Genomic DNA, 25,797 nt, shown 5'->3' with positions numbered 1-25,797 from the left:
CTACTCCATCCAGGAAGTGCGCGGACTCCTGCTTTCACTCCTGCGGCGGACTGTGGCCCCTGTCGCGCACGTCCTGGCCTGGAGTCGCTGGCGACGCCACCACCAAGCCGTGGCCATGCAGTGTCACTACCGAGCCCGAGGGGCGCGACTCAAACTGCAGCTGTAGGACTAGGGGCTGTCTCTGATTAGCGCAGACAGAGAACCATGAAGGTGACATACAGGACAGCGGGGTAGCTGGTCGCCGTATTGTCGTAACGAGTGGCAACAGCCCGGAAGCGTTTGAGGTCGTCGAAGACGCACTCCACTCGGTAGCGCATCCGATTGAGGTTGCGGTCGAGAGGCTGCGGACACGTGCGGCTGGGGCTCGGATGGATGACGGGTCTCATTCCAAGATTCAAGACCTTGGCTCGGATGCGGTCGGCGTCATAGCCCGTATCCACAATGAAGGCGTCGCCTTCGGCGTGCACTAGCAAGCTCCTCGGCCATCCTGGATTCATGCTGCTAGCCGGACGTTTGGTGCAGCGCTTCCGAGACTTCCGCTCCGACATAGAGGGCGAAGGCCTCGGAGACGGGCCGGCCGCGCGCCACACCCACGCTCACCACTGTCTCAAGCGGAAGTCCGTCCACGTACCTATTAGGGGACGAGGCCCAAAAGCCGCCATCCTCCAGGCTATGCACCGGCGGCAACAGGTCCGGCAATCTTCCCTCGGTCGAAATGAGCAGTTGTCCTACAGTTACGCCCGGCTGGCGGGTACTCCCGTCTGCTCCACTCATTCAGACAGCGTGAAAAATCTCTCACCTCACCTCACCTCACCAAGCCATGACATCAAAAAACGAACGGAAAACGGAAGCTCTAGTTCGAGACGCGCTGCGAGAGCTTGGATATGGCGAGCCCGACAACGGGATCTCAGTTGAAGAACAGAAGTCCGAAATTGCCAAGGTCAAGTCCTTGCTGTCCAAGGCAAGCAAGAACGCCAAGGGAAACGCGGGATACCCGGAGTTTTTGGTTTCCAGCCAGAAGGACGCAGCCTTTTTGATCGTTTTTGAGTGCAAACCGGACGTAAAGAAGCATGAGAGCCCGGCAAGGAACAAGCCTATCGAGTACGCAGTAGACGGCGTACTGCACTACGCACAGCATCTGGCTAAACACTACACTGTCGTCGCTGTTGCCGTAAGTGGTTCAACAGCAAGCTCCATGAGAGTCTCTACCTTCCTTGTGCCAGCAGGGAGCAGTGAGTACAAGGATCTAACGAACGAGTCTGGGGAGCCAGTAAGGGACATCATCCCCTTTGACGACTACTACAGACTCGCGTCCTTTGACCCTGACGTGGCCAAGAAGAGGCATTCTGATCTTCTGGCTTTCTCAAAGGAACTTCATGAACTCATTTGGACGAAGGCGAAGATCTCGGAGGAAGACAAGCCGCTTCTAGTGAGCGGTTCTCTCATCGCATTCATGAACAACTCGTTCATGAAGACATTCAGCAGTTTGGCAGCAGAAGACATTCAAGAGGCGTGGCTTGGTGCCATCAAAAAGGAACTGAGCAATGCGGACATACCCCAGGCCAAAAAGGACACCATGCTGCAACCGTACTCCACGATTGCGGTTCATCCGAATCTTGGCAAGCCGGACAGCAAGACAGCCAAAGAGTATCCGGATGGCGTGTTCAAGGAAATTCTTTCGCGCATATGCGAGAACGTTTGGCCCTACATAAACGTCTACCACGACTTTGACGTTGTGGGCCAATTCTACGGCGAGTTTCTCAAGTACACTGCCGGAGACAAGAAGGCGCTAGGCATTGTGCTTACTCCGCGACATGTTGCGGAACTATTCTCACTCATCGCAAACGTCTCGCCTGAATCCAAGGTTCTAGATATTTGCGCGGGCACGGGAGGCTTCTTGATCTCGGCCATGCAGCATATGCTAAAGAAGGCAGTGACCGACGAACAGCGCCAAGACATCAAGAGGAATCGCTTAATCGGGATTGAAAACAATCCCAAAATGTTCGCACTGGCTGCGTCGAACATGATTCTACGGGGCGACGGCAAGGCAAACTTGCACCAAGCAAGCTGCTTTGATGACGCGATCATCAAAGCGGTCAGGAAGATGAAACCTAACACGGGCATGCTGAACCCGCCCTACTCGCAATCGAAGAGCGACGCAGAACTGCACGAGCTTTACTTCGTAAAGCAAATGTTGGATTGCTTGGAACCAGGTGGCACTGGAATTGCAATCGTTCCAATGTCCTGCGCAATCTCACCACATCCCGTTCGCGAAGAACTTATGAAACACCACACCTTGGATGCCGTTATGTCCATGCCGCAGGAGCTTTTCTATCCGGTGGGGATAGTGACTTGCATCATGGTATGGATTGCTGGCAGGCCGCACGCAAAGTCCGCCAAGAAAACTTGGTTTGGATATTGGCGTGAGGATGGGTTTGTGAAAACTAAGCACAAGGGTCGCATTGACCTTTACGGCAAGTGGCCTGCCATCCGCGATCACTGGGTGGAGCAATACCGGAATCGCGAGGTGCATCCGGGAGAGAGCGTAATGCAACCCGTGACGACTGCCGATGAGTGGTGCGTGGAAGCCTATATGGAAACCGACTATAGCACCCTTACCCAGGAGCACTTTGAACATGTAGTGAAGAGCTATGCAATGTTCCGTCTTTTCGGTCGCGAAAACGAACAGGAGCAGGAGGCTGCGGATGCCGAAGATTAGTGAAATATTCGTCCTCCAGTACGGCCACAGCCTAGAACTGAACCGCCTTGAGCAATCCGACGGGCCTGATTCCGTCAACTTTGTCGGTCGAGCAGCAAGGAACAACGGCGTCACTGCCAAAGTCAAGCGAATCGCAGCCGAGAAGCCTGCACCTGCTGGGACCATCACTGTTGCACTTGGAGGGCAGGGCGGTGCCGGAGTGGCCTTTTTGCAGCCCTTTCCGTACTACTGCGGTCGCGATGTGATGATCCTCAAGGCACGAAAGCCAATGAGCGACCAAGAGAAGCTTTGGTGGGCAACGTGCATCACGGCAAACCGATTTCGGTTTGGATTCGGACGACAGGCGAACCGGACGCTCAAGGATTTGATGCTCCCTGACGCAATGAAGGTTCCTGCTTGGGTAAATTCTGCGAACCTTGATCGCTACCAAGGCGCCAAGCTACCTGCCCACACAAAGCCGGTCCTACTGACTGCTCCGAAATCCTGGAAGCCCTTAGCTCTCCAAGACCTCTTTACGATCAAAAAGGGCCAGCGGCTAACGAAGGCAGACATGCTTCCCGGCAATACGCCTTACGTCGGAGCTTCCGATACCGGGAACGGGATAACGGCCAGAATTGGACAGGATCCAATACACGAAGCCAGGACAATCAGCGTAAGTTACAACGGTTCGGTAGCCGAGGCATTTTTTCAGCCCGAAGCTTACTGGGCAACCGATGATGTCAACGTACTATACCCGAAGGGATTTCAGCTCTCTGCTGCCACAGGTCTATTTTTGTGCACACTGATTCGCCTTGAGAAGTACCGCTTCAACTACGGGCGCAAATGGCACCTTGAACGCATGCGGGAGTCAATCATCCGTCTACCTATGACAACACACCAGAAGCCCGATTGGGACTACATGGAGCAGTTTGTAAAGGCACTTCCTTACAGCTCTCAAATTTAACTATTCACGCCGGCTTGGGGCTTCCATCCCACCTAATTCACGGTTCGGATGAATAGGTCGGTATTCGCGGTTAAACTTGCATGAACCGGCTAGAGCTGAATGAGCGCCAGAGGAGCGAGATGGAAGCGTGCTTCCGAACAACGGAGGACCGCCGATTGCGCGAAAGATGCCAAGCGGTGCTGATGACCGCCCGGAACCGGCCTCAGCAGCAGATTGCCGAGAGCCCGGGTACCGGTGAGCGTCAAAGTGGTTGTCGCGCGAGAAGGTTCAGCCGATGCGCTTCATCTCCAGCACTACCGAGGTGAAGTTTGGAGCTGGGCCGAGACGGACAGGGCCCATCGGCGTCCAGTTGCGCGTGCCGCGGCTCCAGCGCTCTGGGTGGCAGTCGCGAGCGCGGTGGTACACCTCGCGACGTCGGACAAGCAGCGCGCCCTCACGACCGAAGTGCCTGTCATCGGGCGTGACGAAGCGGATGGCGGAGTGGCGGTGCAAGTCCACCAAGCGCGTCACCCACAAGCACGCACACCGGCGGACGCGAAGGGCCGCTGCGGAAAGCACGGGGTATTGGCGTCCTGTGCCCACGGACTTCTTGCCCTTATTCAGGAAGCGTCCACCGCAGAATGCCACCTTCGCCCAACGCCCTACGTGCGTATGCCAACACATCGGCACGCGCGCATCCGCGTCCCACTCCGAAAGCAGCAACAGGTGGTGGACGGCATAGTGCGCTCGATGCCCCGCATCATCCGAAAGGCCCACATACTCTTGCGCTGCGCTCGTTCCAGCAGCGCCTTCACGTATTCCTCTGCCATTGCATGCACCTCGCGTCTGCAGAAGCGCGGCTGCAGCCAAGCGCATCCAGTTCCGTTGAGAGACGACCGACCAGCCTTGCTTCCGGCGCCTGCTTTTCTGTGGCCGATGGCTACAGCATGAAAGCCTGGGTCCTCCCCTCTCCTGTTTCTTCAATAAGAGGGCGACTGCGGCTTTTTCCAGACTACAGCTGCAGGAGTTGGCGCTGAGCCTGTTCACAAGTCCGGCAAACGAAGCCGCCAGAAAAGGACCTGATCGCCCACCTTGTAAAAGCACTTCAAAGGACCGTCTTCAGAAGCAATGAACGCAACGGCGCCAGGGTACTGATCCGCGAAAGCGGCGGCGGCATGGTGGCGAGCACCATGGGCTTGAAGGTCGTACTCTCTGCGTATCACTCCCGCCGGATCAGTTGCTTCGTATACCTTTAGTCTTTGCGACGAGGAGACGTGGTAGCCGGCCCCAATAACTTGAAGGTCGCGCGCCAGCAGAAGGGCATTGTCGATAGCCGTCATCTGCCCCACGTCCTCGACAAGAGCATCGAGTTCACGTTTCGCATTATCGAATGAGGTCCGAGCTCTATCACGCTCACGTCGCCTCTCAAGCGTCTCGGGAGAGGCAAAAGCAGCCGTCCACCATTTCCCTCCAGCAACAAAATACTCACGCACCGCCTGCGCCAGAATTTCGGGATTTCTCATGACGAGCTTCACCGAAGCACTCTGCGCTTCCGAAGGCGCCTCCCGTTGAACGGCGACAATGCCCCCATGCCTTGTCTGACTCATCTTGCGGACGAGCCCAAGGACCACACGTTCGGCTTGAACCGCCAACCATGACGGCCGGGCAGCCGCGCGCAGCGATACGCTCGAAGCATGAAGCGCATCGCGGATCACGCTCCCCTTGTCCCCGAACAAGTCAGCCGGGGGCTCAGTTATGCGGCCTTGTGCATACCGCACGAGTTCCCTGGCCGCCCAGGACAGAACAAGTGATCCGGGCCGGTCGGCAGTGATGACAAGTACGCGTCCACCATCGGTGGTCGGGTTTCGGCTAGCGATTCCAGTGATCTCCAGCTCTTCCGCACCAGGTGACACCACCAGAGCACTCCGCCCGCCTCCTGCCGCGACGGCCAGCTTCGCAATCGAACTGGCCGTGAACGGCTGGGGGTTACTTAGGGCAATGACACGCCAAGCATACGGTGGACCCCAATCTTCGCCCGTATCGGCTCCGAGCGAGCTGTCGAGCACCTTCCTGAGGCCATCAGGTCCCTTCGGAGCGACCACAATCTGGGGGCGAACGGCTTCGCCCTCTTCAGTCGCGAGACTCGCGAAGAAGAGTTCGTCGCAAAGCTCCAGGATTCCTTCCACGATTTCGCGTGCATCCTCGGACGACGGCTCCTTCATGAAGTTCGTCAGGAGCCATGGACGTAGGAGTTCGCTCGGGTATCTCGGCTGGCTTGGCATGCATCCCCCTCGGCGCGAGCCCTTCAAGGCTCAACACTAGAAACGACAAGAGCCCCCGAGTCTTTCGACTCGGAGGCTCTTGTTCGGAGTGCCCAGGGCGGGATTCGAACCCGCACACCTTTCGGCGCCACCCCCTCAAGATGGTGTGTCTACCAGTTCCACCACCTGGGCGTTTCGGCGGGGTCCATGTACCGGACCCCGTGGATTCACGCAACAACCAATTCAACCGTCGCGTGAATCCGATGCTTCCTGACGACTACTGCGCGGGCGTCGTCGGCGCGGGAGCCGGCTGGCCCTCCGCCGGCGGCGTCGCGGAACGCTCCTGCTCCACCGCTCCCGGGGCCGCCGGAGGAGGCGTCGTGGCGCCCGGGGTCGCCGGGGCCGTCTTCGCCGGCGGCGCGGCCACGGAACCGCCCGCGGCCACCGACCCGCGCAGGCCCACGAAGGACAGGCCCAGCGAGGTCAGGAAGAACAAGCCGGCGCAGATGCCCGTCAGCTTGCTCAGGAAGGTCACCGCGCCGCGGCCACCGAAGGCGCTCGTCGCGGCGCCGCCACCGAGGGCGGAACCCATGCCGGCGTCCTTCCCCGGCTGCAGCAAGATGACGAAGATCATGAACACGCAGAGCAGGACGTGCACGATCGTGAAGAAGGTCAGCATGGGTGTTCCCAACGCTCCGTGAAAAGAGGGCGCAACCTACACAAAGTGCTCAAGGGGTGACAACTTCTAACGGGCCCGGCCGCTTCAGCCAGCCGCCTTGACGATGGCCACGAAGTCCGCCGCCTTGAGGCTCGCTCCCCCGACAAGCGCCCCGTCCACGTCCGGCTGACCCAGCAATTCCGCGGCGTTGTCCGGCTTCACGCTCCCGCCGTACTGGATGCGCACCCGCTCGGCCGTCCCCTCGTCGTACATCCGGGTCAGCAGCCCCCGGATCGCCGCGTGGACCTCCTGCGCCTGCGCCGTCGTCGCCGTACGGCCCGTCCCAATGGCCCACACCGGCTCGTACGCCAGCACGAACGTCGCCACGTCCGCCCCGGAGAAGCCCTCCAGCGCACCACGCACCTGGCGCTCCACCACCGTCAGCGTCTGGTTCGACTCGCGCTCGGCCAGCGTCTCACCCACGCAGACGATGGGCGTCATCCCGGCGGCCTTCACCGCCTTGGCGCGCTTGTTCACCGTGGCGTCCGTCTCCCCGAAAAACTGTCGGCGCTCCGAGTGCCCCACGATGACGTAGGCGCACCCCAGTTCCGCCAGCATCGGCGCGCTCACTTCGCCCGTGAAGGCGCCCGAGGACTCCCAGTGGCAGTTCTGCGCCGCCAGTTGGAGGGGCGCCCCCTCCAGCGCGACGTGCAAGGGCTGCAACGCCACGAACGGAGGCGCGATGGCCACCTCCACCTTGTCGCCCAGCGCCGCCACCGCGCCGCGAAGCTCCCGCACCAGCGCGAGCGCTTCCGGCACCGTCTTGTTCATCTTCCAGTTGCCAGCGACGATCTTCCGACGAGCCATCGTGGTGTCTCCCCCGGTGCGTACCGCGTGGGTGCCCTACTTCGTCTCCAGCGCCTTGATGCCCGGCAGCGGCTGGCCTTCCAGGAACTCCAGCGACGCGCCACCGCCCGTGGACACGTGGCTCATCTTGTCCGCGTAGCCCATCTGCTCCACCGCCGCCGCGCTGTCGCCGCCGCCAATCACCGTCACGGCGTCCTTGTTGATGGACATGGCCGCGGCCACCGACCGCGTGCCCTCGGCGAACTTCGCCACCTCGAAGCGGCCCATGGGCCCGTTCCACACCACCGTCTTCGCGTCGCGGATGCGCTGCGTGTACATCGCGCGCGTCTTCGGACCGATGTCCAGGCCCATCATGTCCGCGGGGACGACCTGATCCGGCGTCTCCTTCACCGGACCGTTGCCATCCGGATCCGCGCACACGATGTGGTCGATGGGGAGCACCAGCGGCGTCTTCAGGCGCTTCGCCGTGTCCAGCAGCTTCGCCGCCAGCGCCAGCTTGTCGCCCTCCTCCACCCGGCTCTTGCCCACTTCGATGCCCTGCGCCTTCAGGAAGGTGTACGCCATGGCGCCACCCACGAGCAGCGCGTCCACCTTGGGCAGCAGGCTCTCGATGACCTTGATCTTGTCGCTCACCTTGGAGCCGCCCAGGATGGCCACGAAGGGCTTCGCCGGATTGCGCAGGACCTTGTCGCCCAGGTACTCGATCTCCTTGCGCATCAGGAAGCCGGCGGCCTTCTCCTTCACGAAGGGCACCATGCCGGCCGTGGACGCGTGCGCACGGTGCGCCGTGCCGAACGCGTCGTTGACGTAGACGTCCGCCAGCGCCGCCAGCTCGCGCGAGAAGGCCTCGTCGTTCGCCTCCTCCTCCTTGTGGAAGCGCAGGTTCTCCAAGAGGAGCACCTGCCCCGCCTTCAGGTCGTTCACCTGCTTCTTCACGTTGTCGCCCACGCAGTCGTCCGCGTGGATGACCTCGTGCTTGCCGCCCAGCAGCTCCGCCAGCTTCTCCGCGACGAGCACCGTGGACAGCTTGGGGTCCGGCCCCTTGGGCCGACCGAGGTGGGACGCCAGGATGACCTTGCCGCCCATCTCCAGCGCGCGCCGGATGGTGGGAAGCGCTTCACGGATGCGGGTGTCGTCGGTGATGCGACGCCCCTCCAGCGGGACGTTGAAGTCCACGCGGATGAAGACGCGCTTGCCGGTCAACTGCAGGTCATCGATGTAGCGGATCATCTTGGGTGTCCCTTGTGCCTGTCTCGGTCAGCCTGGGGTGCCGGATGCGGTGCGGCTTTAAGCCACGCCCTTGGACACGAGGAACTTCGCCGTGTCGACCATGCGGTTGGAGAAGCCCCACTCGTTGTCGTACCAGGCCATGACCTTGAGCAGGTTGTCGCCCATCACGTAGCAGTTGGTGGCGTCGAAGATGGCCGAGTGCGGGTTGCCGTTGTAGTCCACGGACACCGTCTGCGCGTCGCTGAACTCGAGCACGCCCTTGAGCGCGCCGTTGGCGGCGGCCTTCATCGCGGCGATGACCTCCTCCGCGGTGACCTTCTTGGAGGTGTTCACCGTCAGGTCCACCAGGGACACGTTCGGGGTGGGGACGCGGACGGACAGGCCGTGCATCTTGCCCTTGAGCGCCGGAAGCACCTCACCGATGGCCTTCGCGGCGCCGGTGCTGGTGGGGATCATGGACAGCGCGGCGGCGCGGGCGCGGCGCATGTCGTCGTGGGTGAGGTCCAGGATGCGCTGGTCGTTGGTGTAGCTGTGCACCGTCGTCATCAGGCCCTTCTCGATGCCGAAGTTGTCCACCAGCACCTTGGCGATGGGCGCCAGGCAGTTGGTGGTGCACGAGGCGTTGGACACGATGTGGTGCTTGGCCGGGTCGTACTCGTGGTGGTTGATGCCGTACGCGATGGTCATGTCCGGGCCCTTGGCCGGCGCGGAGATGATGACCTTCTTGGCGCCCGCGGCCAGGTGCTTGGCGGCGGCGTCGCGCGCGGTGAAGCGGCCGGTGCACTCCATCACCACGTCCACGTTCATGTTCTTCCAGGGCAGCGCGGAGGGGTCCTTCTCCGCGGTGACGGCGATCTCCTTGCCGTTCACGACGATGCCCTTGTCCGTGTGGCTCACTTCGCCCGGCCACGTGCGGTGCACGGAGTCGTACTTGAACAGGTGGGCCAGCGCCGCCGGCTTGTCGAGGTCGTTGATGGCGACGATCTCGAGGTCTTCCTTGCGGCTGAGCGCGGCGCGCAGGATGCAGCGACCGATACGACCGAAGCCGTTGATGGCGAGCTTGATGGCCATGGTGTTTTCCGTCTCCTAAGAAGGGGTGGGCCTTCGCGGCCCACCGTCATGAGTCTCGTAAAGAAGGCGGGCGACCGTAGGCAGGCGCCCCCGCCGAGTCAACGCTTCGCGTGGGCCGCTTTCGAGCGCGCACGCCGGAGCTGAACAATCACCCCGACCAACACCCAGAGCCCGGAGGCCGTTCCCGACCCGGCCCCGCATCCGCAGCCGCTGTCCCCCTTGGGGGAATAGTCACTCGGGAGCGCCGGAACGACCGTCGGTTCCGGCGGCGGCGGAGGTGGAGGCGGCTGCACCACCGGATGCGGATCCACCTCGCGCACCGCCACGCAGGACGACAGTGGCCGGGGGCTCACCGCGGGCGTCACGTCCGCCGTGGGCAGTGCCGGTGCCTGGGCCAGGAGTCCCGAGCGCACCAGGAACTCGCCCACCAGCCGCGACCGTTCGCGATTGGACGCAAGGCCCTCGAACGGGAAGCCCAGCACCAGCACCTGGCCCGCGGGCGCGGTGCCGGACAGGACCGCCGCGCCCAGACCCGCGTTCACGTAGCGGAGCACGTCCGTCCCCGGCGTCGTGGGCAGCAGGACGTCCGTCACCCCCACGGGGTAGGCCTCGAGCGTCCCGTCGTCCAGCGGCGTGGCCGGCAGGTCGCGGAGGATGCCGCCCGTGAAGCCCTCCACCCGGCCCAGGACCGAGCCGACGCCGAAGGACGCCCGGAGGATGTCCGCGAGGAACGCCTTGTCCTCCGCGCTGCCCTGCGACAGCGCGAACACCGTGCGGCTGCCCGACAGCAGGAGGTTTCCGCCGCCGGTGACGAACGCGCGCAGGGTGTCCTGCTCCGTGCGCGTCAGGCCCGCGCCCCCCACCCCGCCGCGCCCGGTGGACCAGTCCACCAGCCGGTAGCCCGTGGGCGACACCAGCCCCGCCGCCACCGCGTTGCCCGTTGCGCTGTCGAAGGCCACCGCCGCCTGCGCGAACGCCGCGCCGTGCTGGCGCAGGTAGCTGCCGTCGTTCATCGCCTCCAGGTAGACGCGCAGCGGCGCCTCCAGGTCGTACGGCGTCTCCAGCTCCTCGCCGCACGCGACCGTCGCGTCCAGCCGCTCGTACGCGTTCACCAGCAGCACCGGCGGCGTGTCTCCCACGCGCACGCCCACCGTGGCGGACGGGAAGGACTCACCGCCCGCGTTCACCGCGGCGACGCGGAAGTAGCGCAGCGTACCGGCCGCCAGGCTGACGGTGGCCGACGTGCCCTGGACTTCCGTGCCCTCGTCCCAGCCGAAGCCGTCCGCGCTCTGGTAGAGCCGGTAGCCCGTGGGCGCGTCGCGGCCCTCCTCCAGGGCGACCTGCGGGGGCGCCGTCCACTTCACCTCCACCGCGCCCGTCGTCGCGTTGCGCGCGGCCACCGCACCCGGCGTCTCCGGCGGCAGGTGCACCGCCGCGCCGTCCCGGGTCGCGAAGTACTTGATCAACCCCTGCACGATGGCGCGCGCGGCCACGTGGCGGAAGCGGGCCTCCTTGAGGTTCCCCGCGTCCGTCGTGTTGTCGTGATACGCCATCTCCAGGAGCACGGCGGGCGTCTCCGGGTTGTGCGTGGGGTTCACCTCGCCCAGGTTCCCCGAGCGCAGGCCGCGCACGCGCCAGGCCGGATCCACCTCGCGCTTGAGGTCCGTGTCAATCTGCGCCAGGAGCGCCCGGCCCAGCACGTCGCTGCCCGCCACGCCCGTGAAGTTGAGCGTGCCGTCCACCGGGTGCGGCCCGTAGACGTAGGCCTCCGTGCCCCGCACCGTGCCGGTCGTGCCCGCGTTGGTGTGCCACGCGACGTAGACGGCGTCCTCGCCCTCCTCGTGCAGCCACGCGGCGAAGCGCGGCCGGGACGTCACGTCCGCGTTGCGCTCGTTGGACAGGGCGTTGCCCCCCGACGGCGCGTACACGCTGAAGGGCGCCCCGCTGTACTGCACGTGGTAGCGCCCGCTCTCCTCGAAGCGCGGACGCAAGAGCGGTCCCTGCGCCGCGTCACCCAGCAGGCCGCGTCCACCGCCCAGCCGCACCGCGTCCACGGACAGCGTCGCGCCCGTGCCCTGCGCCGAATCGTTCTCCAGCACCACCGCACCCGACTCCGGATGCTTGCCCGCCTTGAAGTAGAAGCGTCCCAGCAGCACCCACGTGCCGCCGTGGCGCTGCTGGTTCACGCGGAAGTGGCTCTCGCCGCCCGTGTGCTTCACCACGTAGTGCGCGTCCGTCGCACGCGTGGGGTCGGAGCCGTAGGAGACGTAGACGTTGTAGGCCGCGTCCGCGGGCACGTCCGGGGTCCACGTCGCCCTCGCGCTGGAGGTGGCCGCCGTGTCCAGCGTGCGCGTGGTGCCCAGGGTGAAGGGCTCCACGTTGTTGCCCATGGGCACGGGCGGCGGGGCCCAGCCCTTCTGCGCGGAGGCGTGGAAGCGCGCGCTGTCCCCGCCCTCCACGTAGCCCGTGCCGCCGTTGTCCACCGTGGCAAGCAGCGGGTTCAGGTCCGACTCGCGCACCGTCACCACCGTGGCGCCCGCCGCCATCAACTGGGGCTGCAACTCCTGCGACACCACCTCCGCGGAGATGAAGTCCTCCACCACGCCCCAGGTGTTGGGCCGCTGCGTCGCCCAGCGCTTCAGCTTGTCGTCGCGATAGAAGCCGTGGCCCGGGCTCAGGTAGATGACCTTGCCGGACAGCGCACCGTCACCCCGTCGCGTCTGCGGCACGCCCGCTGACTTCACGTTGGACTTCCCGGCGCGGACCTCACGGCGCACCACCGCGGGCGCGTCCGGCGACAGGCGGCGCTGCTCGTGGGCCCGGGGGGCCGGAGCTGGCAGGTATTGAACACCCGGAGGCTCCAGCCCCAGGTCGTCTCCCTCGAAGGCTTCAGGGGTGTCCTGCGCTTGAGCGAGGACGGAGGTGAACAGCAGGGTCAGCGCCAGCGTGCGCGACCAGGACGGAAGGAACGTTCGCATCACGCGGCCGACCTTACCCGTTCACTCCCCCGCTTCAATCGGACCTGTGGGTGCTAGCCTGCCCACCCCTTCACCTTCCGATGACCGTTCCTGCACCCTCCCGTCCCCAGTTTCCCTCCCGCCGCAGCAACGGGCTGTTCGCCTCGTTCGGACATGCGTGGGCGGGCCTCATCCACACCGTGGCCTGGCAGCGCAACATGCGCATCCACCTCATCTCCGGCGTGCTGGTGGGGCTGGTGGGCAGCGGCATCCCGCTGGGGCTCGCGGAGAAGGTGACGCTCATCTTCTGCGTGCTGCTCATCTTCTTCGCCGAAATCCTCAACAGCGCGCTGGAGCAGCTGGTGGACCTGGCCGTGCAGCAGTTCGATGAGAAGGCCCGGCTCACCAAGGACGCAGCGGCCGCGGGCGTGCTCGTGCTCGCGGGCGGCACCGTCGTCATCTTCGCCGCCATCCTGATCAACTACTGGGAGACGGTGCGCACCAGCACCGACGCCATCTTCCGGCAGGTCGCGCTGGGCCTGCCGCTGGCCGGCTGCGCCACGGTGCTGGTGCTGCCCCAGCCCCGGCCCGCCGCCGTGGACGTGCTCGCGTTCCTGCTGGCCATGGGGCTGCTCGCGCTGACGGCGCCCACCTCCGCGAGCCTCGTCTTCACCGCGCTCACCGCCGCGCTGCTCGTCATCGCCGCCGCGGCCGCCCGCGAGCGCAGGCGACATCCGCAGCCCTGAAGGGCCGGAGCTCGACGCCACTTTGTAGGGTTTGCCCCCGCCACCTCGCGGGTGGGGCGCCCGGAGCCAGTCCGGAGCCCGCACACCCGCGGAGGGTTGATGCCGTGGATTCTAAAGGGCTACGCGCGCTGCTGAAAGCCCGCCCCGGCGTCCGAGGCCGGGGTCGTCTGGGCGACGGCGGCGGCCGCCTTGTCGCCTTCCTTCAGGTCGGTCGTCACGAGCTCCAGCAACTCCGTGGCGATGCCGATGACCTGGTGCGGCGTGTAACCGCTTGCGCGCAGCTGGTTGAAAAACGTGCGCGCGAGGATGCGGGTGCCCTTCTGGTCGGTGCTCACGGGAATTGCCTCCGGATTCGGCGCCGCGTGCTGGGCGCCACGTCTGCTTGGGAGTCCGGTCTTCAACCTCCGTGCCAGTCGTTCTCTTCCAAACGGATTCTTCAGCGTTCCTCAGGGGTTAAAGCCCGGAACTTGACGGCACGGAACGTGGAAGGTGCGAAGGGGCTTACGCACCCGGATGTCCTACCCGCCCGGAGGCCGGCGCCGGGTGCATCAGCGGGTACGCACCCACCCCAGGCCCCGCCAAAGGCGGTCCCGTCTTTTCAAGTGCTTGCATTCCCTCCGGGGGGTGGAGCACATACGCGCCCCCATCGAGGAGTCAGAACACAATGGCGTACCGGGTGAACAACATCGGGCTGTGGCTGGACGAGCCGGAGGAGCTGCTCGGCCAGCGCGCCGCGGAGAAGCTGGGCGTCACCCGGAGTGACCTCGCCTCCGTGCGGGTGGTGCGCTCGGTGCTGGATGCGCGCAAGAAGGGCAGCCCGCGTTACATCTACACGCTGGAGGTGGAGCTGGCCCCGGGCCGCAAGGCGCCCCGGCTGCCCCCGGACGTGAGCGAGGCCCCGCCCGCGCCGGAGCTGCCGCCGCGCGTGAAGGAGCCGGAGAAGCTGCCGCTCATCATCGGCACCGGACCCGCGGGGTTGTTCTGCGCGCTGGGCCTGCTGGAGCGCGGCGTGCGCAGCATCCTGCTGGAGCGCGGCAAGGAGGTCGTCACGCGCCGCAAGGACGTGGCGAAGCTCATGCGCGACGGGTCGCTGGACCGCGAGAGCAACATGAACTTCGGCGAGGGCGGCGCCGGCGCGTACACGGACGGCAAGCTGTCCACGCGCATCAACCACCCCATGGTGCGCAAGGTGATTGAAGCCTTCGCGAAGTATGGCGCGCCGGATCACATCCTCATCGAGGGCAAGCCGCACATCGGCTCGGACCTGCTGCCGGGCGCCGTGGCGAAGCTGCGCGAGGAGCTCATCGCGGGCGGCTGCCAGGTGTACTTCGAGCAGCGCGTGGAGGACCTGCTCTACCGCGACGGCCGCATCGCGGGCGTGAAGATGGCGGACGGACGCACGCTGGAGAGCGACCGCGTCATCCTGGCGCCGGGCAACTCCGCGCGTGAGCTGTACGAGCGCTTCGCCGCCGACGGCCGCGTGAGCGTCGAGGCCAAGCCCTTCGCGCTGGGCTTCCGCGCGGAGCACCCGCAGGCGCTCATCAACGGCATCCAGTACGGCTCCGCGGCGAAGCACTCGAAGCTGCCGCCCGCGGACTACAAGCTGGCGGAGAACCTGGACGTGGACGGCGAGGTGCGCGGCGTCTACTCGTTCTGCATGTGCCCCGGCGGCATCGTGGTGCCCACGCCCACGGAAGAGGGGCTGCAGTGCACCAACGGCATGAGCAACTCGCGGCGCAACGCGAAGTACGCCAACGCGGGCATCGTCGTGTCGGTGTCCGTCGCGGACTTCGCGCGCGAGGGCTTCCACGGGCCGCTGGCGGGCCTGGAGTTCCAGCGGCACTGGGAGTCGGAGGCGTACAAGCTGGGCGGTGGCCGCTTCTATGCGCCCGCGCAGACCATCCCGGACTACCTGGCCGGCCGCGTGAAGAAGGACCCGGGCGACACCAGCTACCGCCCGGGCCTGGCGCACACGGACCTGAACAAGCTCTTCCCGGAGCGGCTGACCCAGTCCATCAAGGCGGCGCTGCGCACCTTCGACCGGAAGATGAAGGGCTTCATCAGCGACGAGGGGAAGCTCATCGGCATCGAGAGCCGGACGTCCTCGCCGGTGCGCATCACCCGGGGTGACGACCTGCAGTCCGTGTCCATGCGCGGCCTGTACCCGGTGGGCGAGGGCTGCGGCTACGCGGGGGGGATCGTGTCCTCCGCCATTGATGGACTGCGCGCCGCTGAGCAGATTGCCACCGAGCTGGCTTGAGGTCCCCTCCCCTTCCGGGCGAGGGTGACCTGGGAGGGATGGACCCATGGCGTATCGCGTGCGCACCCCGGATGGTGAGCTGATGTTCCCCTCGCTGGGCGACATCGAGCGCGCCTACGTGCAGGGGCTGGTGGACCCGGACGACGAGGTGCGCGAGGACGGCGCGGAGAAGTGGCGCAAGGCGTCCTCGCTGCCGGTGCTCGCCCGGGCGAAGCCCCAGGCCGGGGGCACGACCAGGCGTGCCCAGACGCTCACGGTGGTGGGCGCGGTGGCGGTGGGCCTGCTCGCGCTGGTGCTGCTGTTCACCGGCACGAGCTGGAACGTCCGGATCATGGGCATCGCGCTGGCCCTGGTGGTCAGCGGACTGCTCACGCGGGTGACCTTCAAGGCCTACAAGCGGCCACCGCCGGTCATGTAGCGACGCTCCCTCCCCTGCCCTCCAGGGCAGCGGCACGGCCCTCGCCGCCAGCAGGCCCCACACGGCCCATGTTTGGTGGGAGGCACCCCGCGACGGGTGCCGTCCATCGCGCTGGAGGAGGACCGCACCTTGCTCAGCACCTACCTGTCCCGAGAAGCCGCTCGCAAGCTTCGCCATGGCGCGCCCTGGCTGCGCCGCGAGGACATCGTCTCCATCGAGGGTGAGCCGCAGCCGGGCACGCCCATGCAGCTCAAGGACGAGGACGGGCAGCTGTTGGGCCTGGGGGACGTGGACCTCCAGGCCTCCTACGCCGTGCGCCGCCTGGGCCTGCCGGACGAGTCCGTCGAAGGGCTCATCCCCCGCCACGTGCGCCACGCCTTCGAGCGGCGCGGCCGGCTGGTGGACGACCCGCGCTTCTGCCGCATCGTCAACGACGACGGGGACGGGCTGCCGGGCCTCATCGTGGACCGGTATGATCAGCACTTCGTCGTCCAGACGCTGACCCGCTCCATGGACGCGCGGCAGGAGGAGATCACCCGCACGCTGGGAGAGGTGACCGGGGCGGCCTCCGTGCTGCTGCGCAACGACACGCTCCGGCGCAAGGCCCTGGGCCTGCCCGCGCAGCGCCCGCACGTGATGTACGGCACGCCGCCGCGCTGGTGCCGCCTGCTGGAGATGGGCGCGCGCTTCACCGTGGACCTCACCTACGGCAAGGGCACGGGCTACGGGTACGACCACCGCGAGCTGCGCCGCTTCCTGGGGCGCACCGGCAACGGGGACCGCGTGCTGGACGTGGCGTGCAACGTGGGCGGCCTCTTCGTCCACGCGGGGCGCCACGGGGCGAAGCAGATATTGGCCTTCGACGGCAACGCGGACGCGGCGGACCTGGCGCGCGAGAACGCGGAGGCCAACGGTCTGCTCGGCCGGGTGACGGTGGAACAGGGCGAGCCGCTGGCCGTGCTCCGGGCCCTCAAGGACACCTTCGACCTGGTGCTGCTGGACACGGTGGGCGTGGCCTCCGAGGAGGACTTCATCGAACAGGTGCGCCTGGGCCTGAGGCGCACCCGCCATGGGGGGCGGCTCCTGGTGGTCGGTTATCACCCACCGCTGGGGCTGGGTTCGTTCACGGAGTGCGTGGCCACGGCCTGCGAGCAGGAGGCGCGCATCGCATTCCGGCTGGTACGGATGGGATTGCCTCCGGACCACCCGGCGCCGGTCGGCTCCCCGGGGGCCGAGTACCTGGAGGCGGTGGCGCTGGAGGTGAGCTGAGCGCGTGTTGTTTCGCCCTCGACGGGCCTCCTCGGTGTTAGTGTCCGCGCCGCGATGACAACCGAAAACGAGTCCCAGGCCGCGACCACTTCCACCCCGGAGGCTTCCGTCGAGACCGTCCGCAAGGTGTACGCGGCGGACCTGCGCGAGAAGGACCGCGTCAACACCGTCTTCCGCGTCACCAAGAAGGAGAAGGTGAACGCGCGCAGCGGCAAGGTGTTCCTGTCGCTGTCCCTGGCCGACAAGAGCGGCACGGTGGACGCGCGCGTGTTCGACAAGGTGGACGCGCTCGAACCCGTCTTCCAGAACGGTGACTACGTCCTCGTGCAGGGCAGCGTCATCGTCTTCCACGGCCGCACCCAGGTCGTCGTGGAGGCCGTGGAGCGGCTGGATCCGGAACCGCTCGACCCCAAGGAGTTCGAGCCGCCCCCCGCCCCGCCCGCCGAGGCGAAGGCCAACGAGTCCAAGTCCGGCGACGGCAAGCCCGCGGCCGAGGCGAAGTCCAACGAGTCCAAGGCTGGCGAAGCGAAGTCCGGCGACGCGAAGTCCGGCGACGGCAAGCCCGAGCGCAACGAGGGCGGCGGTGGACCGCGCGCGGTGGGGCAGATCCGCGAGCTCATCACCGAGCGCGTCAACGACCCGTTCGTGAAGCAGCTGTTGCTCGCCTTCCTGGACGACGCGCAGGTGTCCACGGCGCTGCCGGTGGCCCCCGCGGCCAAGGGCGTGCACCACGCGTGGCGCGGCGGTCTGGCCGAGCACGTCCTGTCGGTGATGCGCCTGACGCTGCGCGTGTCGGACCACTACCCCATGGCGGACCGTGACCTGCTGCTGGCCGGCGCGTTCCTGCACGACGTGATGAAGGGCGGCGACGGCGCGTCCGACAAGGGCTTCGACACCTCCGACGAGGGCCGGCTGGTGGGCCACGCGGTGCTGGCGGCGCAGAAGATCCGCGAGAAGACCCTGGGCATCCCGGGCTTCCCGCCGCTCCTGGAGCAGCACCTGACGCACCTGGCGATCTCCCAGCAGGGCGCGTCCGGCGCTCCCGGCGCGAAGGTGCCGGTGACGCTGGAGGCGCAGATCGTCGACACGCTCAGCTCGCTCGACGCGCGCATCTCCGCGTGGGTGGAGGCCATGCAGCGCGATCCGAACGAGCGCTGGACGGATCACCTGCGCGCGTACGACCGCTCGCTCTGGAAGGGCTTCGTGCCCACCGGCCGCGGCCGGGCCCCGGTGGAGGGCGGCCGTCGCAAGCACCGCGAGGAGAAGCGCAAGGCGCGCGCCGACAAGGGCCCGCCCGCGCAGTCCGGCGAGGGCTCTTCCGCCCCCGCCACCCAGGAGGCCCGTCCGGAGCGTCCGCCGCGGCCCCCGCGCGAGCCCCGCGCCGAGCGTCCGCCGCGCGAGGACCGTCCGCCCCGCGAGGACCGCGGCCCCCGCGAGGAGCGCCCGCCGCGTCCGCCGCGCGAGGACCGTCCGCCGCGCGACCCCAAGAGCCTGCCCGGCGAGCTGACCTTCAAGCCGTTCAGCGCGCTGGCGCCGTCCGCGCCCGCGAAGTCCGGTGGTGAGGGTGGTGGCTCCTCGGAGGGCTGAAGTCCATGGCGAAGCGGCTGGGAGAGCGGTTGATTGAGGCCGGCCTCGTGACCCCCGGGGCCGTGGAGCAGGGTCTGGAGCACCAGAAGATCACCGGCCACAAGCTGGGGGACTGTCTGGTGGAGCTGGGCCTGCTCCAGGAGGCCGCGCTGCTGCGGCTCCTGGCCAACGAGTTCCAGACCCGCTTCGTCACCGCGGACAAGCTGGCCAAGGCGCGCATCGACACGAAGGTGCTGGACAAGCTGCCGGTGCGGCTGGCGGAAGCGCAGAACGTGCTCCCGCTGGCCATCGATCCGGAGCGCAAGCTGCTGTCGGTGGTGGCCGCCGAGCCGCAGAACAAGTCACTGCTCGACGAGATTGCCCTCGTCACCGGCATGTCGGAGGTCTACGCGTACATCGGCCTGCGCAGCGCCATCTCCGCGGCCATCCGCAAGCACTACTACGGCGACCCCACGGCGTTCACCACGCTGCTGGAGGGCCCCAGCGCTGGCAACGGCCCCCGCCGTCCGGACATGCCCTCCCACACGCACGTGGGCACGGAGCCGGGGCGCAGCGCCACCTCCGTGGGCAGGAGCCCCACCAGCCGGAGCATGCGGCTGGAGACGGACGCGCGGATGCGGCTGCGCGCCGGCAGCGGCACCAACGTGGCGCGCGTCTCCACGCAGCGGCGCGAACCCGGCGGCCCGCGCGGGCTCATCAGCGACACGGACTACGTGGAGACGCTGAGCCTGATGGTGGGCCTGCTGGAACAGGACCGGCCCCGGCATCGGGGACACTCCGCGCAGCTGGCGCGGCAGGCGGGCATCGTCGGCCAGCGCATGGGCATGCCCCACAAGGAGCTGGCGGCGCTGTCCATCGCCGCGTACCTGCACGACCTGGGCAAGCCGCCGGAGCGGCACTACTCGCTGGCGAGCAACGCGGCCAACGCCGAATGGAAGGCCCAGGCGAAGGCGTGCTGCCGCGCGCCCACGAAGCTCTTCGAAACGGTGCACCTGCCCGCGCAGGTGAACACCATCCTCGCGCAGCTGTACGAGGCCTGGGACGGCTCCGGCACGCCCCAGGGCGCCAAGGGCGAGGACATCACCCTGGGCGCGCGCATCCTGGCGGCGGTGGACAGCTTCCTGGAGCTGACCAAGAACCCGGGCAACGCGCACGGCCGCGTCTTCACGAAGCAGCAGGCGCTGGAGCACCTCAAGCAGCACGCGGGCGTGCTCTACGACCCGGTGGTGGCGGACATCGTCGGTCAGCTCCAGAGCGGGGCGCTGCTGGTGCACCGGCTGGCCAGCGAGGGCCGGCAGGTGCTCATCGCGGAGCCGGACGAGGCCACGCGCGGCGAGCTGCTGGAGGCGGTGCTCAAGCAGGAGCTGGTGGCGCACGCGCTGTCCACGCTGGACGGCGCGCTGGACGGCCTGGCGCGGCAGGACTGCGACGTGCTGGTGGTGAGTCTGCGGCTGGGCCAGCAGGAGGTGATGGACCTGCTGGAGGCCGTGCGCGCCACGCCGGAGAGCGCGGGCCTGCCCATCGCCGTCGTCGGCGAGCCGGATGCCCAGGCGCGCGAGCGGCTGCTCATGGCGGGCGCGACGGCGGTGCTGTCCCCCAGCGACAAGGCGGAGGTGGCCCGCTCGGTGCTGTCCCTCTTCCAGGACCGCGTGCAGCACAACGGCCCGGGCCGGGTGGTGCGCGGCAGCTTCGACGAGCTGCCCCCGAAGGAGCTGTTGCGCACGCTGGGTGGCGGCAAGAAGAGCGGGAAGCTCCAGCTGCGGCACCACACGCTGGAGGGCTCGCTGTACCTGGAGCGCGGGCGCGTGGTGCACGCGGCGTTCGGCGGCCACGCGGGAGAGCCCGCGCTGCAGGCCCTGCTGAAGATGAAGCAGGCGGACTTCGTCTACGACCCGGACGCGCTGCTCCTGGACATGCCGCAGCTGGACCAGGACCTGGAGGCCCTGGCCAACGCGCTCACGCCAGGGTGAGGTTGAAGAGGCGGGCCGCGTTCGCGGTGGTGACGCGGGCCACCTCTTCCAGCGACACGCCCTTCAGCTCCGCCACCTTCTTCGCCGTCTCCAGCACGTGCGCGGGCTCGTTCTTGCGGCCGCGGTGGGGCACGGGCGCGAGGAAGGGGCTGTCCGTCTCCACCATCAGGCGCTCCAGCGGCGCGAAGCGCACCGCTTCCTGGAGGGCCTCCGTCTTCTTGTACGTCACCACGCCCGACAGCGAGATGTAGAAGCCCCGGTCCAGGTACCTGCGGGCCGCGGCCGTGTCGCCGGTGAAGCAGTGGATGACGCCGTTCGTGACCTCCTCCGCCGCCAGGGCCGCCTCGCAGTCGTCATGCGCGTCGCGCACGTGCACCACCAGCGGCTTGGCCAGGCGCTTCGCGAGCGCGCACTGCCGCCGGAAGACGGTGGCCTGCACCTCGCGCGGCGAGTGGTCGTAGTAGTAGTCCAGCCCGGCCTCGCCCACGGCGCGCAGCTCAGGGCGCGCGCAGGTGCGCTCCAGCATCTCGAAGTCGGCTTCGGTGGCGCGGGCGGCCTCGTGCGGGTGGATGCCCAGCGTGGGCGACAGGAAGTCCGGGTGCCGGGCGGCGACCTCCAGCGCGTGGCCCCAGTCTCCGGGGCCGTGGAACTGCCCCACCAGCACCGCGTGCACCAGCCCCGCCGCGCGGGCGCGCTCCAGCACCGGCGCCACGTCCGCGTAGTCCTTCGGCTCCAGGTGGCAGTGCGCATCAACCAGTTTCATGGGCTCTCCCGAAACAGCTCTTCCAATTCCGTGCGTGCCTCTTCCGAGGCGAAGGTGGGCACGGCGGCGCGCAGGCGCTCCACCCCCTCCGCCACGCCCAGCCGCCAGACGCCGTCCGCCGCGTCCAGCCGGTCGTCCTCCGGCGCGCTCCGGTCCTCCAGCACGGCGAGCAGCCAGGGCAGCGCCCGGGCATCCCCCAACCGCCCCAGCCCGCGCGCGGCGGCGCCCCGGCACGGGTCCTTCGCGTCCGCGAGGATGTCCTTCAGCCGCTCCAGCGCGCCGGGGACCTTCAGCTCGCCGCACAGCTCCACCGCGAGCGCCCGGTCCGCGCTCCACTTCTTGCGCGTGCGCTGCATCAGCCAGTCCGCGCCCTCCGGGTCTCCCAGCTTCAGCAGCACGCCCGCGGCCTGCGTCTTGTCGAACGCGGGGAGCAGCCACTTGCCGAAGAGGCGCTTCACCGCCGGCAGCGCGCGCGCGTCCTCCAGCTCCGCCAGCGCCCCCAGCGCCCGGAAGCGCAGCGTGTCCACGTCCAGCGCGGCCACGAGGATGTCCAGGCCCGCCGGGTGCTTGAGGGAGGCGATGCCTCGCGCGGCCTCGAAGCGGACCTCGGGGGTCGGGTCCTCCAGCATCCCGGCCAGGGCCCCGCGCGCGTGCGGCAGCGCCAGGTCCGCCAGCCGCCCGGTGGCCTCCAGGCGCACGCGGGTGTCCTCGTCGCGCAGCCGGGGCAGGAGCATGTCCGGCAGCTGCTCCGGCGGCAGGATGACGGACGCGAGGCTCACGCCCGAGCGGCGCACCTCCGGCTGCGCGTCCCCGAGCAGGCGCACCAGCACGTCCGCGAACTCCTCGGCGTGCGCGGACTCCTCGGAGGCCAGCTGGAACAGCAGGTCCGCCGCCTCCGCCCGGCTCGCCGGACGCTTCTCACGCTCCAGGGTCAACAGGGCGCGGTCCCGCTCGGCTCGCCAGTCCGCCACGTCTCGTCACCTCGCTCGCCGGGTGGCGGCAGTGCCACCCGGCGTGTCCTTGATGCCACCGCCAGACATTGAGTCTGGCGCTACTTCACGTCGGCGCCGGGCGGCACGTCGCCCGGCTCCAGCAGGGACAGGTCCTTGCCACCCGAGCCCGCCGTCAGGAGCATGCCGCGCGACTCGATGCCCTTGAGCTTGCGCGGCTTGAGGTTCGCCACCACCACCACGCGCCGGCCCGCCAGCGCCTCCGGAGCCGGGTACGCCTCCGCGATGCCGGACACGATGGTGCGCGGCGTGCCCTCGCCCAGGTCCACGTCCAGCTTGAGCAGCTTGTCCGCGTTCTTCACCTTCTCCGCGGCCACGATGCGCCCCGCCTTCAGCACCACCTTGGCGAAGTCCGCGTACTCGATGTCGGCCGCGGGCGCGCCTTCCGCCGCCCCCGCGCCAGGGGAGGCCTGCGTCGTGGGTGCCGCTTCGGGAGTCTTCGCTTCCACGGGCTTCTTCTCCGTCTTCTTGTCCTTGCCACCGGCCTTCGCGGGCTCGGCGGCCGGCGTCCCCGCGGGGACCTTGATGATGGCGTTGACGCGCTCCTCCTCCAGCCGGGGCAGCAGCGGCTCCGGCGTGCCCAGCGGACGGGTGCGGTCCAGCAGCGGGTACTTCGCGGTGGCCAGCGCCTGGAACGTCAGCGGCTCCGCCCCCAGCTGCGCGAACAGCTTCTCCGACACGCGCGGCGTCACCGGCGCCAGCAGCGCGCCCACCAGGTAGGCCACGTCCGCCGCGTCCGACAGGTCCGCGCGCGCGGCCTCCACGTCCTTCTTCACCAGCGCCCACGGCGCGGCCGTCTGCAGGAACGCGTTCGCGGTGGAGGCGATCTCCGTGATGACCTTGATGGCGTTGCGGTACTCCAGCTTCTCGAACGCCTCGCGCACCTCCGGCACGCGCGCCAGCGCGTCCTCCACCAGCTTGCGCCCCGCCCCTTCCGCGCGGCCCGGCGCGAGCTTCTTCTCCAGCGGCCCGGCCAGGAGCGACAGCGCGCGGTTGGCCAGGTTGCCCACGTTGTTGACGAGCTCGCCGTTCACCCGCAGGCGGAAGTCCTTGAGGTTGAGGTCCAGGTCCTCCACGCCCGCGCCCAGGTTGGCCGCGTAGAAGTAGCGCAGGTAGCTGGGGTCCAGGAGGTCCAGGTAGTCACGCGCGGCCACCATGGTGCCGCGGCTCTTGCTCATCTTCTCCCCGTTCACCGTCAGGTGCCCGTGGACCTTGATCTCGCTGGGGATGTGGAACCCCGCGACGTTCAGCACCGCGGGCCAGAACAGCGCGTGGAAGTAGACGATGTCCTTGCCGATGAAGTGGACGATGCGCGTGGGCGCGTCCTTGCCCCAGTACGCGAGCGCGTCCGGGAAGCGGCCGGACTCCTTGGCCCACTTCTCTGTCGTGGCGATGTACCCGATGGGCGCGTCCAGCCAGACGTAGAAGAACTTGTCCGTCTCACCCGGAATGGCGAAGCCGAAGTACGGGCCGTCACGGCTGATGTCCCAGTCCGCCAGGCCCTTCTCGAAGAAGCCCTGGAGCTGGGCGGCGAGGCCGGGGTGGATGAAGCCGGGGCGCTTGAGCACTTCCTGGAGGAAGTCCGCGTGGCGCGACAGCTTGAAGAACAGGTGCACGGAGTTGCGGCGCACCGGCGGAGTGCCGCACAGCGCGCACTTCGGCTCGATGAGGTCCGTGGGGTTGTACGTCTTGCCGCACTTCTCACACGCGTCGCCGTACTGATCCGCCGACTTGCAGTTGGGACAGGTGCCGCGGATGAAGCGGTCCGGCAGGAAGCGCTTGTCCTTCTCGCAGTAGGTCTGCTCGATGTCGCGGCGGTCGATGTCGCCCGCGTCCTTCAAGCGCCCGTAGATGAGCTCCGCGTAGTGGCGGTTCTCCGGCGAGTTGGTGGAGTGGAAGTAGTCGAAGCGGACGTCCAGGTCGCGGAAGTCGCGCTGGTGCTCGTCGTGGAAGCGCGCGACGAACTGCTCCGGCGGGATGCCCTGCTTCGCGGCGTTGATTTCAATGGGCGTGCCGTGGGTGTCGTCCGCGCAGAAGTAGACGACGTCCTGGCCGCACGAGCGCAGGAAGCGGACGTAGATGTCCGTCTGGATGTACTCGACGGCGTGGCCGAGGTGGACGGCGCCGTTCGCGTACGGAAGGGCGCTGGTGACGAGGATTCTCTCCGCCATGGGACTCTCCTGAGGGCGGCGGACCATAACCGCTCGGGGGAACGAGGTCATCGCGAACATGCACCCAGGCAGGTGCATGGCACGAAGGTGGATGTTATCGACCAGACGCCATGTGCACCGTGCTCATCCTCCGGAATGTCCATCCCGAGTGGCCGCTGGTCCTCGCCGCCAACCGGGATGAGCTGTACGCGCGCCCGGCCCACGGGCCGAAGGTCCTCTCCGAGTCCCCACGCGTGGTGGGCGGCCAGGACGTGGAGCGCGGCGGCACGTGGATGGGGGTCACCCACGAGGGAGTCGTCGTGGCCCTGACGAACCAGCGCGGCGCCCGGAGCCTGGGCCTGGCCCCCCGCTCCCGGGGCGAGGTGGTGCTCCGGGCCCTGCAGGCGGGCTCGGTGGAGGCCATCGAGCGCTACCTCGGCACCCTGCCCGCCCCGGAGTTCCTGCCCTTCAACCTGCTCTACGGGGACGCCCGAACCCTGCGGGTGGCCTACGCGCGGCCCGGCCACGCCCACCTGCTGCACGAGGACGTCCCGCCCGGCGTCCACGTGCTCCCCAACGACAGCCTGGACAACCTGGCGCTGCCCAAGGTGCGGCGGGCGCACGCGCTGGCCGAAGGCGCGGCGAAGCGCCCGTGGCCGGAGCTGGTGACGGGGCTCCAGGCCGCCCTGGCGGACCATGCCCTGCCGCCCCGGGAGGCCGCGACGGGGGTGCTCGCGGAGAACGACCTGCCCGCGGACTTCCTCCAGCAGCTCCAGGCCCTGTGCATCCACACGGAGGGCTACGGGACGCGCTCGTCCGCCATCGTCGCGCTCGGGCCCGGCCGCGTGGGGCACTACCTGGCCACGGACATCGCCCCCTGTCAGGGCGGCTGGCGGGACGTCACCGGCCTGCTCACGGCGCCCTGAAGAGGCCTGATCC

The 25,797-nt window shown here is 67.8% G+C and carries 20 protein-coding genes and 1 tRNA gene; 9 read left to right on the top strand and 12 right to left on the bottom strand.

Features of this window, described 5'->3' with window-relative positions:
• Window positions 1-185: 185 nt before the first annotated feature.
• On the bottom strand, window positions 186-467 hold the full coding sequence (locus JYK02_RS40560) for a transposase (protein WP_207056157.1): 282 nt from the start codon (window positions 465-467) through the stop codon (window positions 186-188).
• A gap of 353 nt (window positions 468-820) precedes the next feature.
• On the opposite strand from JYK02_RS40560, the gene JYK02_RS30125 reads away from it, so the two are divergent.
• Both JYK02_RS30125 and JYK02_RS30120 read left to right on the top strand, forming a co-directional pair.
• Window positions 821-2,719, top strand: coding sequence for an HsdM family class I SAM-dependent methyltransferase (locus JYK02_RS30125; protein ID WP_207056156.1), 1,899 nt, complete (start codon window positions 821-823; stop codon window positions 2,717-2,719).
• The gene (locus JYK02_RS30120; RefSeq protein WP_207056154.1) at window positions 2,706-3,662 is read left to right on the top strand and encodes a restriction endonuclease subunit S; all 957 of its coding nucleotides are present in this window, start codon (window positions 2,706-2,708) and stop codon (window positions 3,660-3,662) included. The genes JYK02_RS30125 and JYK02_RS30120 overlap by 14 nt, the downstream gene beginning before the upstream one ends.
• 1,022 nt (window positions 3,663-4,684) lie before the next feature.
• Here the strand turns inward: JYK02_RS30120 and JYK02_RS30115 are convergent.
• The 7 genes from JYK02_RS30115 to JYK02_RS30085 form a co-directional block, all read right to left on the bottom strand.
• A complete protein-coding gene (locus JYK02_RS30115; RefSeq protein ID WP_207056152.1) occupies window positions 4,685-5,863 on the bottom strand; it encodes a putative sensor domain DACNV-containing protein in 1,179 nt (392 codons plus the stop codon).
• Between the two features lie 149 nt (window positions 5,864-6,012).
• Window positions 6,013-6,094, bottom strand: a tRNA-Leu gene (locus JYK02_RS30110).
• A gap of 85 nt (window positions 6,095-6,179) precedes the next feature.
• Window positions 6,180-6,581, bottom strand: a complete 402-nt coding sequence (gene secG, locus JYK02_RS30105) for a preprotein translocase subunit SecG (RefSeq protein ID WP_207056150.1) — start codon at window positions 6,579-6,581, stop codon at window positions 6,180-6,182.
• Window positions 6,582-6,665: 84 nt separating this feature from the next.
• On the bottom strand, window positions 6,666-7,427 hold the full coding sequence (gene tpiA, locus JYK02_RS30100; RefSeq protein ID WP_206792573.1) for a triose-phosphate isomerase: 762 nt from the start codon (window positions 7,425-7,427) through the stop codon (window positions 6,666-6,668).
• Window positions 7,428-7,463: 36 nt separating this feature from the next.
• Window positions 7,464-8,657 (bottom strand): phosphoglycerate kinase, encoded by a 1,194-nt coding sequence (locus JYK02_RS30095; protein WP_207056148.1) that lies wholly within the window; start codon window positions 8,655-8,657, stop codon window positions 7,464-7,466.
• A gap of 57 nt (window positions 8,658-8,714) precedes the next feature.
• Window positions 8,715-9,728: a type I glyceraldehyde-3-phosphate dehydrogenase gene (gene gap, locus JYK02_RS30090; RefSeq protein WP_121723997.1), complete on the bottom strand. Its 1,014-nt coding sequence runs from the start codon at window positions 9,726-9,728 to the stop codon at window positions 8,715-8,717.
• 98 nt (window positions 9,729-9,826) lie between these two features.
• Window positions 9,827-12,706, bottom strand: a complete 2,880-nt coding sequence (locus JYK02_RS30085; protein ID WP_207056146.1) for an N-acetylmuramoyl-L-alanine amidase — start codon at window positions 12,704-12,706, stop codon at window positions 9,827-9,829.
• Between the two features lie 80 nt (window positions 12,707-12,786).
• Here JYK02_RS30085 and JYK02_RS30080 point away from each other — a divergent pair, with 80 nt between their 5' ends.
• Window positions 12,787-13,431 carry a diacylglycerol kinase gene (locus JYK02_RS30080; RefSeq protein ID WP_207056144.1) on the top strand — a complete coding sequence of 215 codons (645 nt, stop codon included), beginning with the start codon at window positions 12,787-12,789 and terminating at the stop codon, window positions 13,429-13,431.
• Window positions 13,432-13,550: 119 nt separating this feature from the next.
• Here JYK02_RS30080 and JYK02_RS30075 read toward each other — a convergent pair whose 3' ends face one another.
• Entirely contained in the window at window positions 13,551-13,766 is a 216-nt protein-coding gene (locus JYK02_RS30075) for a hypothetical protein (protein WP_207056142.1), read from the bottom strand.
• Between the two features lie 329 nt (window positions 13,767-14,095).
• On the opposite strand from JYK02_RS30075, the gene JYK02_RS30070 reads away from it, so the two are divergent.
• From JYK02_RS30070 to JYK02_RS30050, 5 genes are all read left to right on the top strand, one after another.
• Window positions 14,096-15,691 (top strand): NAD(P)/FAD-dependent oxidoreductase, encoded by a 1,596-nt coding sequence (locus JYK02_RS30070; RefSeq protein WP_207056141.1) that lies wholly within the window; start codon window positions 14,096-14,098, stop codon window positions 15,689-15,691.
• Window positions 15,692-15,737: 46 nt separating this feature from the next.
• A complete protein-coding gene (locus tag JYK02_RS30065) occupies window positions 15,738-16,109 on the top strand; it encodes a hypothetical protein (RefSeq protein ID WP_207056138.1) in 372 nt (123 codons plus the stop codon).
• A gap of 129 nt (window positions 16,110-16,238) precedes the next feature.
• Window positions 16,239-17,378, top strand: a complete 1,140-nt coding sequence (locus JYK02_RS30060) for a class I SAM-dependent rRNA methyltransferase (protein WP_207056351.1) — start codon at window positions 16,239-16,241, stop codon at window positions 17,376-17,378.
• Between the two features lie 54 nt (window positions 17,379-17,432).
• Window positions 17,433-18,965 (top strand): OB-fold nucleic acid binding domain-containing protein, encoded by a 1,533-nt coding sequence (locus JYK02_RS30055; RefSeq protein ID WP_207056137.1) that lies wholly within the window; start codon window positions 17,433-17,435, stop codon window positions 18,963-18,965.
• A gap of 5 nt (window positions 18,966-18,970) precedes the next feature.
• The gene (locus JYK02_RS30050; protein ID WP_207056135.1) at window positions 18,971-20,935 is read left to right on the top strand and encodes an HD domain-containing phosphohydrolase; all 1,965 of its coding nucleotides are present in this window, start codon (window positions 18,971-18,973) and stop codon (window positions 20,933-20,935) included.
• Here JYK02_RS30050 and JYK02_RS30045 read toward each other — a convergent pair.
• From JYK02_RS30045 to metG, 3 genes are all read right to left on the bottom strand, one after another.
• On the bottom strand, window positions 20,922-21,698 hold the full coding sequence (locus JYK02_RS30045; protein WP_207056133.1) for a TatD family hydrolase: 777 nt from the start codon (window positions 21,696-21,698) through the stop codon (window positions 20,922-20,924). The genes JYK02_RS30050 and JYK02_RS30045 overlap by 14 nt on opposite strands.
• Complete coding sequence (locus JYK02_RS30040) at window positions 21,695-22,669, bottom strand: HEAT repeat domain-containing protein (RefSeq protein WP_207056131.1); 975 nt, start codon at window positions 22,667-22,669, stop codon at window positions 21,695-21,697. Before JYK02_RS30040 ends, JYK02_RS30045 begins: the two co-directional genes overlap by 4 nt.
• An 80-nt stretch (window positions 22,670-22,749) precedes the next feature.
• Window positions 22,750-24,879, bottom strand: coding sequence for a methionine--tRNA ligase (gene metG / locus JYK02_RS30035; RefSeq protein ID WP_207056129.1), 2,130 nt, complete (start codon window positions 24,877-24,879; stop codon window positions 22,750-22,752).
• A 110-nt stretch (window positions 24,880-24,989) separates the two neighbouring features.
• On the opposite strand from metG, the gene JYK02_RS30030 reads away from it, so the two are divergent.
• Window positions 24,990-25,784, top strand: a complete 795-nt coding sequence (locus JYK02_RS30030; protein ID WP_207056127.1) for an NRDE family protein — start codon at window positions 24,990-24,992, stop codon at window positions 25,782-25,784.
• Window positions 25,785-25,797: the final 13 nt, after the last annotated feature.

The organism is Corallococcus macrosporus, from assembly GCF_017302985.1.
Classification (GTDB): domain Bacteria; phylum Myxococcota; class Myxococcia; order Myxococcales; family Myxococcaceae; genus Corallococcus; species Corallococcus macrosporus_A.
Note: the sequence above shows the minus strand (reverse complement) of the source record. Positions and strands in the feature narration are given on the sequence as shown.

Excerpts from the sequence above, each read along its gene's own strand:
- metG (WP_207056129.1), bottom strand. The coding sequence starts at position 24,879 with ATGGCGGAGAGAATCCTCGTCACCAGCGCCCTTCCGTACGCGAACGGC.
- JYK02_RS30085 (WP_207056146.1), bottom strand. The coding sequence starts at position 12,706 with ATGCGAACGTTCCTTCCGTCCTGGTCGCGCACGCTGGCGCTGACCCTG.
- JYK02_RS30045 (WP_207056133.1), bottom strand. The coding sequence starts at position 21,698 with ATGAAACTGGTTGATGCGCACTGCCACCTGGAGCCGAAGGACTACGCG.
- JYK02_RS30125 (WP_207056156.1), top strand. The coding sequence starts at position 821 with ATGACATCAAAAAACGAACGGAAAACGGAAGCTCTAGTTCGAGACGCG.
- JYK02_RS30030 (WP_207056127.1), top strand. The coding sequence starts at position 24,990 with ATGTGCACCGTGCTCATCCTCCGGAATGTCCATCCCGAGTGGCCGCTG.
- tpiA (WP_206792573.1), bottom strand. The coding sequence starts at position 7,427 with ATGGCTCGTCGGAAGATCGTCGCTGGCAACTGGAAGATGAACAAGACG.
- JYK02_RS30120 (WP_207056154.1), top strand. The coding sequence starts at position 2,706 with ATGCCGAAGATTAGTGAAATATTCGTCCTCCAGTACGGCCACAGCCTA.
- secG (WP_207056150.1), bottom strand. The coding sequence starts at position 6,581 with ATGCTGACCTTCTTCACGATCGTGCACGTCCTGCTCTGCGTGTTCATG.
- JYK02_RS30115 (WP_207056152.1), bottom strand. The coding sequence starts at position 5,863 with ATGAAGGAGCCGTCGTCCGAGGATGCACGCGAAATCGTGGAAGGAATC.
- gap (WP_121723997.1), bottom strand. The coding sequence starts at position 9,728 with ATGGCCATCAAGCTCGCCATCAACGGCTTCGGTCGTATCGGTCGCTGC.
- JYK02_RS30095 (WP_207056148.1), bottom strand. The coding sequence starts at position 8,657 with ATGATCCGCTACATCGATGACCTGCAGTTGACCGGCAAGCGCGTCTTC.
- JYK02_RS30055 (WP_207056137.1), top strand. The coding sequence starts at position 17,433 with ATGACAACCGAAAACGAGTCCCAGGCCGCGACCACTTCCACCCCGGAG.
- JYK02_RS30050 (WP_207056135.1), top strand. The coding sequence starts at position 18,971 with ATGGCGAAGCGGCTGGGAGAGCGGTTGATTGAGGCCGGCCTCGTGACC.
- JYK02_RS30070 (WP_207056141.1), top strand. The coding sequence starts at position 14,096 with ATGGCGTACCGGGTGAACAACATCGGGCTGTGGCTGGACGAGCCGGAG.
- JYK02_RS30080 (WP_207056144.1), top strand. The coding sequence starts at position 12,787 with ATGACCGTTCCTGCACCCTCCCGTCCCCAGTTTCCCTCCCGCCGCAGC.
- JYK02_RS30065 (WP_207056138.1), top strand. The coding sequence starts at position 15,738 with ATGGCGTATCGCGTGCGCACCCCGGATGGTGAGCTGATGTTCCCCTCG.